Origin of the sequence: Bacteroides sp. An279, from assembly GCF_002159615.1 — a bacterium.
GTDB lineage: Bacteria > Bacteroidota > Bacteroidia > Bacteroidales > Bacteroidaceae > Phocaeicola > Phocaeicola intestinalis.
The window spans coordinates 1-14,416 of sequence record NZ_NFJA01000094.1 but is presented as its reverse complement, the minus strand read 5'-3'; the positions used below and the strand labels follow the sequence as shown (position 1 = coordinate 14,416).

At 42.5% G+C, this 14,416-nt stretch carries 10 protein-coding genes and 2 pseudogenes; all 12 read right to left on the bottom strand.

Translation table 11 applies throughout. The features are described 5' to 3' along the window. Positions 1-108 precede the first annotated feature (108 nt). Positions 109-396, bottom strand: a pseudogene (locus B5F78_RS13845) (very short patch repair endonuclease); the annotation flags it as partial. Between the two features lie 8 nt (positions 397-404). Next, positions 405-2,768, bottom strand: a complete 2,364-nt coding sequence (locus tag B5F78_RS13840) for an AIPR family protein (protein ID WP_087406990.1) — start codon at positions 2,766-2,768, stop codon at positions 405-407. After that, the gene (locus B5F78_RS13835; protein WP_071149443.1) at positions 2,755-3,771 is read right to left on the bottom strand and encodes a PD-(D/E)XK motif protein; all 1,017 of its coding nucleotides are present in this window, start codon (positions 3,769-3,771) and stop codon (positions 2,755-2,757) included. The genes B5F78_RS13840 and B5F78_RS13835 overlap by 14 nt, the downstream gene beginning before the upstream one ends. After that, on the bottom strand, positions 3,761-6,562 hold the full coding sequence (locus B5F78_RS13830; protein WP_204502701.1) for a Z1 domain-containing protein: 2,802 nt from the start codon (positions 6,560-6,562) through the stop codon (positions 3,761-3,763). Before B5F78_RS13830 ends, B5F78_RS13835 begins: the two co-directional genes overlap by 11 nt. Continuing rightward, positions 6,559-8,028, bottom strand: a complete 1,470-nt coding sequence (locus B5F78_RS13825) for an ATP-binding protein (RefSeq protein WP_071149444.1) — start codon at positions 8,026-8,028, stop codon at positions 6,559-6,561. The genes B5F78_RS13830 and B5F78_RS13825 overlap by 4 nt, the downstream gene beginning before the upstream one ends. Positions 8,029-8,031: 3 nt before the next feature. Continuing rightward, positions 8,032-8,802, bottom strand: coding sequence for a DUF3883 domain-containing protein (locus B5F78_RS13820; RefSeq protein ID WP_071149445.1), 771 nt, complete (start codon positions 8,800-8,802; stop codon positions 8,032-8,034). Then, the gene (locus tag B5F78_RS13815) at positions 8,802-10,100 is read right to left on the bottom strand and encodes a DNA cytosine methyltransferase (protein WP_235340357.1); all 1,299 of its coding nucleotides are present in this window, start codon (positions 10,098-10,100) and stop codon (positions 8,802-8,804) included. The genes B5F78_RS13820 and B5F78_RS13815 overlap by 1 nt, the downstream gene beginning before the upstream one ends. A 76-nt stretch (positions 10,101-10,176) precedes the next feature. Beyond that, positions 10,177-11,271, bottom strand: coding sequence for an ISAs1 family transposase (locus tag B5F78_RS13810; RefSeq protein WP_087406989.1), 1,095 nt, complete (start codon positions 11,269-11,271; stop codon positions 10,177-10,179). A gap of 176 nt (positions 11,272-11,447) precedes the next feature. Beyond that, positions 11,448-11,852 (bottom strand): hypothetical protein, encoded by a 405-nt coding sequence (locus B5F78_RS13805; RefSeq protein ID WP_071149446.1) that lies wholly within the window; start codon positions 11,850-11,852, stop codon positions 11,448-11,450. A 35-nt stretch (positions 11,853-11,887) separates the two neighbouring features. Next, positions 11,888-12,826 (bottom strand): relaxase/mobilization nuclease domain-containing protein, encoded by a 939-nt coding sequence (locus tag B5F78_RS13800; RefSeq protein WP_087406988.1) that lies wholly within the window; start codon positions 12,824-12,826, stop codon positions 11,888-11,890. Continuing rightward, a complete protein-coding gene (locus B5F78_RS13795) occupies positions 12,816-13,124 on the bottom strand; it encodes a MobC family plasmid mobilization relaxosome protein (protein WP_005646264.1) in 309 nt (102 codons plus the stop codon). Before B5F78_RS13795 ends, B5F78_RS13800 begins: the two co-directional genes overlap by 11 nt. A 139-nt stretch (positions 13,125-13,263) precedes the next feature. After that, positions 13,264-14,310, bottom strand: a pseudogene (locus tag B5F78_RS13790) (DUF6371 domain-containing protein); the annotation flags it as partial. Positions 14,311-14,416 lie beyond the last annotated feature (106 nt).

Below are 14,416 nucleotides of genomic sequence, written 5' to 3'. Positions count from 1 at the left end.
GTCAACATACAGGTTCAACAAAACTATAGCGACTGTCACTATGAATCCAATAGTAACAGTCGCTATCATTATATAGATATTTAATGACTGTAGTTTATCGAATGCTTACCGTTCTCGGTTACTTGATATTTTGTTAATCCAGAATTCCGTATTGCTTTTGGGAGTATATGCATATTTACAACCAGGATGTCCGTGCCAGAAACATCCATGAACGAAAATTACAGTTTTGTATCGTGGCAGAACTATATCCGGTTTTCCTAGAAGACTTTTGACATTGACACGATAGCGAAATCCGCGGGCAAAAAGAGCCTTGCGGAGCATAATTTCCGGTTTCGTACCCTTATTTCTGATTCGGGACATGACTTCAGATATTTTCTCTCGGCTCCAAATATCCATATCAATCGTCAATTTGAAAATCCAGCCTTCCTTAACTTCTGCAAATTGAAATAGAAGGCATACTTCATCCTGTCTGTCAATGGTTTTATTCCATCGGCGACATCCTTCATGGCTTTCCATTTCCAATCTTCAAGGATTCGCCGTCGTTTGTCCCATTCCACCATTTTTTTGATTAGTTCCAACGTAATTTCATCGCGACAGTCTACTTGGTTGGATATGGCATTTGCGCTTTCGCTTGCTTTTATACGATCCAATTCCGCCAAATTATCCGCTTCCTCAAGAAGTTCTGGGTTATGTTGCCAGACATTTTCATAAATCAGATATCCTCTGGAGATATCATTGTCGTTCAGTTTACGATTATTCTTGATTTTATATGCAATATCACTTGCCATAGAAGTTAAGGTCGGCTGCAGCATTTCCGTATCACGTCCCCACGCCTCTATCTTCTTCCAGAGGGAAAAAGGGATGGCCCGTATGATATCCTCCTTATGCCGTTTCTCCAACTCTTCATCTTCACCATCGTTTTTGTGGTTGCGTTTGGGAGGATTCTTCTCATCAATAAAATCTTGTTGTATCTCATCGAGATCATAGGTCCAATTATTTAAACGAACTTTTAACCAGCACTCTTCTTTTTTTGCCCATTCGATATAGTGAGAAACAGGGGATTCTCTAAGAATAAACTCGTTGACTTGTTTCATCAAATCATATATAAAATCCGACAATGCCGGCGATATTGATTGGTTTTTCCAGATTCGATACAAATCCAATTGTCCCTCTGTAATGATATTCAAGAGAGACAAGGTATACGGAACGACAACTTGTTTCAATTCACCAATATGATTTCCTGAAAGTTTGGTTCCATAACGTTTGTCTGCGGTCTTGAAGAGAATTGCCTTGGCTATTGTGTCCTCAAACCATGCGACATCAATATGTTTGGCATCCGGAAGATTATAGTTTATGAAACGTGCATAGTTCTTTTCATTTCCCCGAACGACGATATGAGGCCCAACAGCCAGATTTTTGCCATTATAAATCTCCTGCCAAGCATTGACATATTTGGCAAGTTCTACTTTCGTCACAACCTGCTTCTTTGGATATTTTAGATCAAAAGCCTTTTGTCGGGATTTGGTAAAGCCTTCCTTGGCTCGTAAGGTCTTGTATTGTCCACGAGCCCGTTCAAAGAACCACACTGTCTGTAAATTGTTGGTCGGAGTTGCGGGAGCAAATACGTATCTTGAGATTCGTTCGATTTCTACAAGAGCCGGATTGTTGGCCGAGAAGTCAGCATCATTGACTTTGTTCTGAGTATTGGCATAGCGCGATATACGTGAAACAATTTCCGCGTACTGATCCTTGTCCTTGATGACGGACAGTTTTACTTGGACTTGAATTTGGGAAATGTCAGCCTTATCCTTTTTTGCTGTATTATAGATGGAAGCTGTCGTCTGACCTCCATTGACAATCTGGAGATTACTGATGTGTCTGATGAAATGTTTTGTCTCATCCAGTTCAATATGATCAGCAGTTGCAGCAATACCGTTGTTATATGCCAGAAACATGTGAGGCTCATTCTTGATGGTTTCACGTATTCCCTTATTGATTTTTCCCGTAAACTGAAGAAACGAACGCACGTTCTGTTCAAGTAAACGAGCACCATAGCATTCATAAAGTTTGGCTAAACATTCTCCAGACATAATGGCAACATATGCTTCATAATCCGAATTGCTCAGATTGGCAGCAAGACATGGAATTTCATATTTGTGTCCGTCAAGGTTCTCAAAATCCAACTCTATGGGAACTCCAGCTTGTTCGGAAATCTTATAAAGGAACTCTATGTCTATAACTTTGTAGTAGATGTTGTATCCGCAAATGGTCTGGCTGGCTGGCAGTTCTCCCTTGTACACGCCGTTCGTCAGGATGAAGGCATTTACGCGAATCAAATTGTTACGCAGTTCCGCATAATTGGCCAGCGTATTTGCGAATTCAAAGATTTCGGAAGATTCTGCAACTTCATTTACATAATCGTTGTATACGGCTCGGCGAAAAAAATTCGTTATCATTTTGGCAGCTGTATCTATCTCTCCTTTGGATATTGTCCGAGCTTCCATGGTGTTTGCGTAGAGGGTAATAAAAAGATCTACGGTTTCGTAATTGTCCGAGATTGCATACCCGTTTATCTTATGCTGGCCTTTTTTTCTCAAATCACGTTCGTCATAAGCGACCGAAACATTTTCCGTTTCAGCAGCACCAGCCAGCATATCCAAGCATATTCGAGTAAATATCTGCTCTTGAGTGTTGCCCTCTTCATCACCAGACTGCATGGCAACAACGTCTTGCATCAATGACTGATAAAACTTCTCAATCTCTTTCATGGCCAATTGTATTTTTAAAGAGTTCCGTATCATTTACCTCATATTCTTTGCAAGCGGACGTATTGATAGTATATGTAACATTGCTGACTCCAGTGCGTAGCTCTTGCTCCACTATTCTAGGGAAATTTCCTGATATGCGATAAGTCTGTTCACTGCGAATCCTATAACAACGATCCTGATACAAGGAGGCATGTTCATTAAAATATCCTGCATGTGTCAAACAGGAATTGAAATTGTGTAATGCAATCGCGTCGTCCGATAACATTTTTCTCAGATCCTCAACTTCCTTATTTAATGTCTGTCCATTTTTTCTAGAGACTTCAACGGAAAGATGATATAGAAACAGTCTGTTAATTAACGTACTATCCAATTGGCGTTCACCATTGATGATAAGTCGGTCTGAGCTGTTTGTTGCCGTAGTCTTTACTTCTATAGCCCAATCTTCACCTTGGAAGTCTCTCATGGCTTTGTCGCAGCCAACCCAGAAACTAACAATATCCGTCTTGTTGATAGCATTTCGGCGCAACATGCGAGACAAAAGATGAAGTTCACCATACAAGCCTTGTTGTTCACTTGGTGTAAGACCGGATGCGAGGCCACGATCAAACAAGGTTCTCCACTTTTCAAGTTGATTTAAGACAATACGAATGGCCGTATCTTCAGATACCTCTCTTGTTACGGCACTTACTAAATCTGAACATAATGTTGCAAATACTCCCAGACAATCCGTATGAAGCAGTTGGATTAGCAACAAGTTTTTGTACTCAAAACTTTTGTCTGACATCTGCTGAATTTTAAGTTCTTTTAGACTCCTAAATTGTTCGACAGGGATAGTCAGATCTTTGTTATAAGAGAATGCAATACCAAACAGATTATCTGGGTATCGATATGTTCCGTATATGCACAGAGGAGATTCAATTGGAACTCTGCGTTTGGTGAGTCCAACTTCTTCTCCCATGCTCAGATTATCCCATATATCTATTATAGAATTACTATTCATCATAAGTATTATCGTTGGTGTTATCGAAATTTTCCTCCGTAATTGCAAAATCCGTTACCTGATTGGCGACATAAGAGACCGCCTTGTTGGTATCACTATGTGGAAATGCTATGGCGAATCCGATAAATGGTTCATCGTTTTTTGTATCAGTGGTTGTATCCGTTAATCCTGACACATTTGAAAATGCAGGATTTAATGGATAAATCATAAGTAATGGAGTCTGTTTTGACCGGAACTCTTGTCTCACGAGCTGGGGGGAGGGATAATCATGTTTCCACTCTTCACCGGCTTTGAATTTTCGGTCTCTCGTCTCGTCAAGTGCATCCGACAGCATGTCAGCGGGAAGGTCGATGAATTCATCCGTTGGATTGCCGACGATATGATTCTTACGAATATAGTATGTCTTAGAATTCTGGGCATCTTTTGCCTGTCTACGAATAAAACAACCCACTTGCACGCCGTTGGAGAAAGTGTGGACACACGTGTTTTTATCGACATTCTTACTCATCAAGGCAATATTCCAGGAAATGAGTTCTCCGACTTCATTCAGTTCCCTAATATAGTCGCATATAAGATCCAGATTTACCTTAGTCAGGGATTCTGGAAGTTGGAATCGAGACAGATAGTCACATATGATATCAGAAGATACACCAGTCCACAGATAGTCGCTCTTGATTCTGTCTGGAGTACCAAGCTCCGAAAGAAGACTGTCCGTTACCGCCAGATTGTTCCGTTTGGAAATCGAATTCTGAAGCAACTGATAGGTCTCTACAAGACGACCTGCCCATGAAACCTGAATATTTCTTGTATGGCGCATTTTGGATATGGATGTTATCTGCAGTTGTCCAGGATGAGTACGAACCTTCAGGGCATAGTTCTCTGGTGTCCCACCTGATTCTGCCAGATATCTGAACTCTTCCCGCAGTTCGTCACTGGCAAGAGTTATGTGTCGATACCATTCATTCAGTTCGTTACTGGTAAAGAGCCGACAAAGGTCCACATAGCCGGGACGATATCCGAACCATCGTCCCATCTGCATCAATGTGTCGTACATTTTTGAGGCGCGCAAGAAATAGCTTACAGACAGGCCCTCAAGTGTAAGACCCCGAGACAACTTGTCACCTCCAATGGCAATAACTGAAATGCCGTTTTTTTCATTCTCATAATATGTTAAACTGTCCCCAGATGTACCGTTGATGGATTTGACCTCAATTTTCTGTACCGCTCGATATAGCAGAGGCTTAATCTCATCCCACGTATGAAGCCTCATTCGGTTGTCAACTCGGGACAGAACGGGTGAATTCATAATTTCTCGGGTAATGCTACAATACGAACGATAGGTTGGAGTATCTTCCTCGAAAATTTGGCGAAACTCTTCCATTATGGTCGGATCATTCGCCTCGATTTCACTCTTGTAATACTTGAATAGACGATCAATGATTATCTTGAGGTGATTTTGCCATGCCTGAAAACGGGACACATGAATCAGCATGGAGTTATGCTTGTTTTCCTGCCCCCGTGCAATGCGTATGGAACAAGTAATAATAAAACACTTAATGGCCGTTTTTAACGATTCCGGAATATCATCTATGGTTGGTTTTGGATCATCTCTTCTATGCCCTGCAGGAACGAATGTATCACTATCCGTAACCGGGAAGACAATAGGCAAAAGATCTTCGTTCCCATCGGGATTTGCCGAAGTTCCAAAGACCTTCTCAGGACCAATGTAGTTGTCCGGAGCCGGGAGGTTTATAATGAAATCCTTTGGAAAAAGATCGTCCTTGTCAAGAGGAATAAAGATATTGGCAAACGGTGTGGCCGTGTAACCGACATAGGCAGACCGGTTAAACAACTTGATGATCTTACATATGTTTTTATTTATGGCGGTCGGGTCATCACCATCCCGACTGGTATTTATGGAGGCATTGTCCGCTTCGTCGTCAATAAGAAGCAGGGACTTGTTGGCTATGATATCGTGAGTTGATTGTGATTTTAACCAACTGTATAATCGTTTGAGTACAGATACATTTTTCTTTATCACAAGAATAATCGGCTGTGGATTGTTGAAGTTGAAGCCGGCAGTATTTGCTGCTTGTTTAGTAAAATCTCCTCTTTCTGTACTAGTCGTGTAGGAATTGGCAATGGCATTGTCAAATCCCGGAATAAGTCCTACTCCAATCCGTATGGTTCGATTCATGTCGTATGCTCTGGTATTCTGTGTGTCAAATCCCAAGAATCCTTCATCTATACGGGTCTGTGTCTGACTTCTCAGATTATTGTGTATACCGGCCAATATGATAATCAGATTGAATCCAGCATCGGCTGCTTTACAAATAAGTCCCGTATAGTTGGCCGTTTTACCAGACTGCACTTGTCCAACGACAAGTCCTTTCTTATTAATGATAACATCATCGCGCTGTGGATTAAACAACTTGTCCAAAATACGATCAGTTAAATCGTCCAATTGTGAAATAACCTCCGGCGCAAAATGTTTTTGTTCGGCCAAGTACCTTTTATACCTGGTCCAAAAAAGCCATTCTGATTGACGCTCTGCTTTAAATTCTTTTAACCAAGGAATCCGAGCATCACGTCCTTCCAGAATCTGGTATGTATCCACTTTTACATTGTAGATAGCCAACAGACTCTTTTTTAATTCGGTTTTGTCCAGTCCTGCATACATGGGGATACTGGTAACGTCGGAAATAGCTTGATTTATTTCATCATCACTCACTCCAAGTTTAAATCCGATTATTGCCTGACATATATTTATTGCCTTATCGTTCAATTCATTCATTGCAGTTCATTTATTAAGTCTTCGTATTCATTGAAAGGTTCCATTTGTTTAAGAGCCAATTTAGACTGTTCCAGAGTTAGGCCTTGTGCGAGTTGTTCTTCATGGATTCTTCTTATCATTGTGTTAATCAACTTAGGATCCATATCTGAATAGGGCTGTTTTTGACTATCGTCATCGTTAGCTTCCCGAACATAAATGGTTTTGGCTGGTATGGATTCCTCTACGAATTTCAGTAGCATATCAATGGCCAAATCTGGGTTCTCTTTAGCAAGTTCACGTATGTTACGAATAAGCGTATGCTCTCGATTGACGATGAAGGACCATTTGTTGTCCTTCTTCTTTTCCAACCACAGACTTTGAAAATCCTGTCCGGCCCTCTGTTTCAGAATGCGCCCACGGTGCCTATACACTTCGGATCCCTTATTACAAGCCAATCTGGCATAGGATTCAAGCTGCTGTCTACATCCCACTGGAGGAAATGCTTTGGCCTTTCTGATGTCTATCTGCCAATCAGAATCCAAACTGTTGGGTAGATTAATTTGTATTCGTACCAGTTTGTAGGCTTCTTCCTTGCGAAATAATCCCAGCCAGTCTCCGGCCAACAACAAACGGTTCCCACGATAGACATAGAAGCCTTGGTGTGCAGAGAATCCGAAGATTCCTTCAGCTTCTTTGTATGCTGTTTCTGAAGAAAAATTATTTTTGTGAGGCAAAATAAACCCCTTAACAGTTACATGTTCTCCAATTTGTTCAGACGGCATGATCTGTACCTTACTCTCCTTTGGACAGAAAGGATTCCATGGAGCTATTTCATGCCCACACCAATGTATTGTGATGGATTTGGTCTCAAGAAAACGATGAAAAGTCATTGAAAGATGCTTCTTAACCCTATCGAAAGCTTCAGAAAACTTTCGTTTGGCATGTTCGTTCTCGATTTTTGTTGTAGTCGGTATAATCCGATCCGGATCTGTCCAGATAACAATGGTACCGGATGTAAGACCATCCAATTCATGCTCAAAACCTTCAGGAAGCCAATGGATCAGTTCCCATCGGTCACTGCGAGCAACGTGATCCAAACTCCAAGTCCAGAATTCAGGAGACTGGCCTTGAATTTTGCTCATGACTGTCAGCGTACGACATTGAGAAAATGACGCGGTTTTTAAACCAAGACCGAAACGTCCCAAATCAGTTACAGCACGTTTTTCCAGCGGATTCTGTGCTCCAGGTCGCATGGCCTGAATGATTTCGTCTCCAGTCATCCCATGCCCATCATCCATGATCGTTATGACGGAGTTTCCTCCTTTCCAGATCCGATTGATCCATACATTCTTAGCCGATGCGGATATCGAATTGTCTACGATATCCGCAACGGCAGTTTCCAAGGTGTAGCCAATGGCTCGAAATGTTTCGATCATTGCTGCTGCTCTTGGAATAGCAGAAGCTGTACCTAAAACAGAGAAATCCATCCTTTATTTATTTTTTATTAATTCTTCTTTAGAAACCGAGTAAGTCGTTTGAGTTATCTGTATCGATCTTTTAATAACTTTAAGGCTGTTATAAGGATCACGTATGAATTGAAACTCTGGTGTTGAATCAAGATTGCTCACAATACACAAATAATATCGTTCACCACAGATCATGGCCGTCTTCCATTCCTTTTCCGTCAGAAGAATACCCCCATAATCATCAGTTATTCCCTTAACCTCAATGCAAAAATTCTCTGATCCAGAATGTATGCGAAAATCATAACCACATCCCTCTGCCGTACAATCTTCTAAAGCTCCAGATATTGGAAATCCTGTTTGAGCATGATACTCCTTGAAATGTGTTTCAGCTCTTTTGCCAGTCATGACCCGTAACGCAAAGCTGGCACTCTGAGCATCCTGTTTTTTGTCTAACATCTGAGAAACTATTGGTTTCCAGCTTTTTGTTTTATTATGTTCAAGAATATCCCATACAAGTGCACACATATCAGATTCAGACTCCTGATCAAACAAATCTATAGTTCGACTGATTATTTTGGGCATCGGCCTATTGTACCAACCTTTTCTCCACTTATATACAGGATCAAACTCATCTCGGCGAAGTTTAATATATATTTTATTTGCCCCAAGTTTTTCTGCACACTTAGTAAATGCTTCTGAAAAAGATTTGTACCCTAGATGCTCAATGGCAATCTTATCATATTTTGCCAAATAGAAAGCTACTATCGTCGCATATATATTTTTCGTTGCTATCATTATAACATTTTTTTTATAGCTTCAGCAATTCTCTGTGCCAATACAACGGGGACGGCATTGCCAATCTGTTTGAAGGCAGATGTTCGGCTCCCTTCAAAAAAGTAATCGTCTGGAAATGATTGTAGACGAGCCGCCTCTCTAACCGTAATGGATCGTACTGTTTCCAATGTCGGATTTAACGTTGGATAAATATAGTAATGGCCATCCATGGCTATGTGCGCTACTACAGTATGACAGCATCCGTAAGGATCGACAACATTGAAACGATTAAGAAAAATCTTTGTATTTCGATGAGTCTGCAACTCCATCGGTAGTTGCGCGTAGTTTAATCGCTGGTGCTCATTTAACCACTTGTCAACAGCAATTTTGTATATTTTTCGATCATTTTCATTTGTTGGTCTGGCAACGTGCTGAGTTGTAAAATTAAACTTGCCACGTATTCCAGACTTATTGAGGTACGGCATTTCGGACAGAGGTTTGACATACGAAACGACTTCGCTGAATTTTCCTTCTCCCGCTTTTCGCACAGGCAAATCCGAGAACAAATCCCGCAGAACCTGATAAGGACACTTTTCCACGGGAAGTTCCGGATAATGATATGGACTTTTTATCCCTTTTACAATGCGTTTCCAACCTACAATAATAACTCTTTGCCGATTTTGCAATACTCCATGTTGGGACGCAACCTGAACTTTACAGTCCATATCATAGCCGAGTTCTTCAACCAATCGTTTAAGATCCGCGAAAGGTTCACCTCGCTTAGCGGTCAGTAGTCCCAATACATTCTCGAATACGAACATTTCGGGATCATAGCGTTTAATAAATTGCACGTAATATTTGTACAATTCATTTCGAGGATCTTCCTCAACTTTCTTACCCATACGAGCTCTTCCAGCGACAGAATACGCTTGGCAAGGTGGTCCCCCTATGATAATATCCACTTTGTTGTTTCCTTTGAGCTGATCTACTTTCTTGAAAATACCATCAATAGTGTTCTCTCCAATAGTAGCGCATATCGTAGTATCGATTATGCTTTTGGGAACCTGATTCCACAATTTTTGTCCGTCTGTTCTTTCTTCCTTATGTTTGAGATAGTCTTCATAAATTGACAGCATTCCATTTTTCTGAAGATAGTGAAATGCAGATCTGGTCTTTAATGTGTTGCAGGCATTCTTATCCATTTCAATGTGTGCAAGCGGTGTAAATCCAGCCCTTACAAATCCTTCGGAAAGTCCTCCTGCTCCAGCAAATAAATCTATGAATGTATATATTTTTGTTTTTTCCATTAATTTGATCATAGTGTATTATTTACAAAGTTAGCAAATTTAATTAATAATCTACATATATGCTTTGATTATCTCAGGGCAAACGCATCTAATCTGTCAATATTTTCAGCAAATAATCATTGTCCCATCCGGCTTTGAGCCTTTTTCCCCTGACTCCGACTTTGGCAGACTTCTCGTTCTTAAGCAGATTCAATGCGATTCTATTAATCAACGAAAAGTTTTGCGCTGCGTTTCCAGCCCTCTTCCTGCTATGGTCCTCGTTGAAAGCGACATCCAACACCCAATGAAGGGAGTTCTCGACTCCCCAATGGGAACGGACAGACCTGTTTATCAGGTCCGCATCCGCCTCAAGACTGCTAATATACAGTCTGGTCTCCTTCAATGTCGCCTGTCGGCATTTGTCGTAACGTTCCGTCTCTATCTTTATCAAGGAGCGCAGGTTTTTCCATTCTTCCCTGTGTTCTATCAGTGACAAGTCGCTGATGACGGAACATCGTCTTGTCTCAACCCGCCCATGGCCGCAGTCGGTATCTTCTGAAACGGACACGGCGGGCAGAAAACGGAAGCTGTCCTTCACCTGCTCTTGAAGGCTGCCTTGATTCCCTTTTACGGCAATCAGGTAGTTCGCCTCCTGTTCAACGATTGCGGACACGATGTCTTTCTGACAGCCCATTGCGTCAATGGTCACGATGCATCCCTTGACGACAAGCAAATCCAACAGCTTGGGAATGGCGGTTATCTCGTTGCTTTTCTCGTCCACCTTCAACTGCCCGAGCACGATATGATTCGCCGAGGCCCATGCGCTGACCATGTGGACGATGCTTTTGGAGCCGTGCTCACGAGTGCCGCGCATGCTTTTCCCGTCAATGCTGACCACTTCATTGTCTGTCAGTTCTGCAACGGAACGGGTCCACGACAGGAAAGAGGATTCCAACTCTTCGGGATTGAGGGCGGAGAACACGCGGTTGAACGTGTCATGAGAGGGGATGCCTTCAGGCAAGCGGAGAAAGGTGCGGAGCCATCCTTCCTTGGCTTTGCCAAAATTCTCCATGTCATTCCAGCTTTCCGCCCCGCAGATTACGGACGCTATGGCTATGAACAGGATATCTTCCAACATATGGGCTTTAGTACGGTCAACACGAGGATCGGTCAACTCTGAAAAGAATGGTAAAGGACTTGTCATCGTTTTTTGCTTTCAAAGATAGCAATGTTTAATCTTTATGCAAAATTTAGATGCGTTTGCCCTGTTGATTATCTGCTGTAATTTTTGCAAAATGGAGATATTAAATTTAATCGATGATTTATCGGTGTGATTTTATGAAGGAGAGGTTTTTCCTCTCCTTCATAAAGATACCTATATTACACCTCTAATTCCTTCAACGACAACCCATAATTATATTGTCCGAAAAATCCTCTGTGGATAAGTTTCAAACCAAGGGTCTGATAATACTTGTAATCATCATCCTCGGTGCAGAGGTATTTGTAACCATAGCGCGGGGCGTACTCCTTGAAGAAACGGGCAAGGTCTTTCAGGTTTTCCTGTTGGTTTCGTTTGAAGTTGCTGCGCACAATGATAATGCTCCAGTCGGGGATGCTGCCAACACCACAACTGTATTCCCAGAAACGGATGTATAAATCCATTTCGCCTACATGGACAGAAACACAAATGCCGTTGGCGTTGTGCATAACGGAACAACAGTTTCTGTAACCGAATCTCTCACACAAATAGAGATTGAAATCGTAAATAAAATCGGAATAGTTCATAATAATTTGAATTTTGATGGTTAATAAAAATTTGATTATAGACTGAAACCTCGCTTGCGTTTCGGTTTCTTTTTCTTCTTTTTAAGCCGGTTGGCCTGTATCGCTTCCTCCGTATCATAATCCGTAGGAGAGGGAGTGAACAGTCCCAGACTAATACCGGAATGATTCTCCTGCTGATATTCATGCCGAAGTTCCTCGCGTATGGTTTCTGCTTGTGCCTGAAGCTGGTTCATGGTAGCGGAAAGAGCGTTATATCTCAGCTCTTGGTCGATGTTCAGAAAACTGAATTGGCGGTCAATCTTGGAACCGCTAAAGGTCAGTTGGTCACATGTGAACTTGACACCTTGCATCTCTCCAGTCGTGCGACTTAGCTTCCATTGCGTATCAATTCCGTACTTCCGTAAGGCCAGTCGCAGCTCACTCCAGCTTCGGGCGTTCGGAACCTCTCGTTTTAAGGCATGATAGATAAAATACTTTACCTTGTCATGACGACGTAACCGCATAAAATTGACATGCTCTTTTCCTTCGGCAAAATGCAAACGGTAACGGGCTGTCAGCATCTTGCAAACCTTTTCGTTCCGGTAGCGGTCGTTCTTGTCGCTGATGGTGCGTCCGTCATTATCCACACGGTTGTAAACGATGTGACAATGCGGATGATCACGGTCAGTATGCCGGGCGATGATGAACTGCGTGTTCTCGATTCCCATCAGCTTCATATAGTCGTGGGCGATCCTCAACATCAGCCCATCATCGTCCCGGATGCGGTCTCCGTCTTCTGCGGAGAAGCTCAATGATATATGGCCGACCTTGTTCTTGACCTTGTCGTTCAGTAAAGTCTGCAACTCGAATTGTTCCGCTATTTCTTCGGGCGAACCGTAGATACCAACCGCTTTCAACAGGCGCGATTTATCTTCTTTCAGCACATAGTTTACGCACCCGGAAAACGATGTGCCCTTTACAATTTTACCTATCATCTTTGAGCTGTTTTATGAGTTGTGAAATCTGTTGAACGGCGGTACTGCACTCATCGGCCACACGATAAAAACCGTAAGCATTGGCTCGTCTGGCAAGCTGGTTCAGGTTCGTGCTTTCGCCAATCAGTTTTCGGATGATGTCAAGATTTTCTCTCGTAATTCGTTCACGTACCGTACCGTGTTCGATAAGTGAACGCACTACTTCGCTTTGACTGCGTTTACTGCGTCGACTGAGTGCTCTGAGCCAGCCGAATTGTTCGTCTGTAAGACGGATTGTAACTGTATTTTTCTTGTCCATAATATTTGCTTTTGAGATTAATAATTGTGACCATCGGGAGCCGTCTCACCTTCTTTTGAGGTGAGCAAGTGGCCGGGAAATGTAATACACCGGCATAAACTTGCTCCAGTGAAAAAGAAGTGAATCAGACATCTGAAAGTCATCGTTTGAAAAGTCCTTTCCAAGTACGTTGAACCGTTGCTGAAAGAGGTGCTTTCTCCACATTGACAAGCTGCAAATCGAAAGTCTCGACCAATGTTTTCAAGGCCGGATTCAACGTGACAAGACGATTGAAAATTGCGTCCTTTGTCTCTTCTCTCAGCAGAAAATCGGCGATGTCATAACCCGCATCACGTTCTTCTTTTGTTGCGTTTCTTTCCATAAAATCGAAGAGTGAAACTTCTATTCCCAGGCTCCGGATCATCTCCATTTTACTATTCCAATAGTAGGTTGCCCCTAGGTCGGGGAATAGTAGAACACGTCGGTTTCTTAATACGCTCATGGCATCCCGATTGAACGCTCCGTTCTTTCCGCCCGAAGCAATCCAGAGGTATTGCGGCAGATAGAAGCTGGATATCAAAGCGCTTTTCTCACTCTCCACAAGGGCAACCGGACGCTGCTGGTCAGATGACAAAAGGTGCTCTCCAAACAGGCATTGCCGGAGGTTGAAATTCTCTTTCTTCAACAGGGAATGTACCCACGTGATGTAGTTGTGCGGCTCTTTAATCCGTCTTCCGTTTTCAGGATTGTAGAGCATCACTTTTCCGGTGCGTACCCGTCCAGAAATATCGACTTGCCAAAAGACCGTAGCTCCCGGCCAATGCTTTGAGGTTCCCACATGGTAGCGCAACATCAGTTCTTCGGTAGCCTCCTGTCCGAAATGGAAACTCAGGAACTGAAACAGTTTGTTCGTGTGATACAGCTTCAGGGACTGCCTCATGATTTCCGACTCAATAAAGGATGGTGCAGGAGGCAGACTGATGCGTGGTTTTGATATTGGCACAAACTCTTCGCTCAATCGCTCTTTGGCAATAGGATTCTCGTCAAAGTACATTTTGGGCGTATAGTTGTAGCCGCACTTTTGTTCATGGTTACATCGCCCTACATAGTCGGGAAAGCTGATTTGCTTTTCCGTATCGATGTATTTGGCGAAACAACTTTTGCGGTGGCAGTTCGGGCATGTGTGCCGGGTGCTGACACCTTTATAGTACGCTCGGCATGAGTATTAGCTAACGGGTGCAAGTCCCCAATGAGCCCTAATAGCGGGAATCATACAGCCAAAAGCAAGGGTGTCCATCGTGAGGTGGAATCTG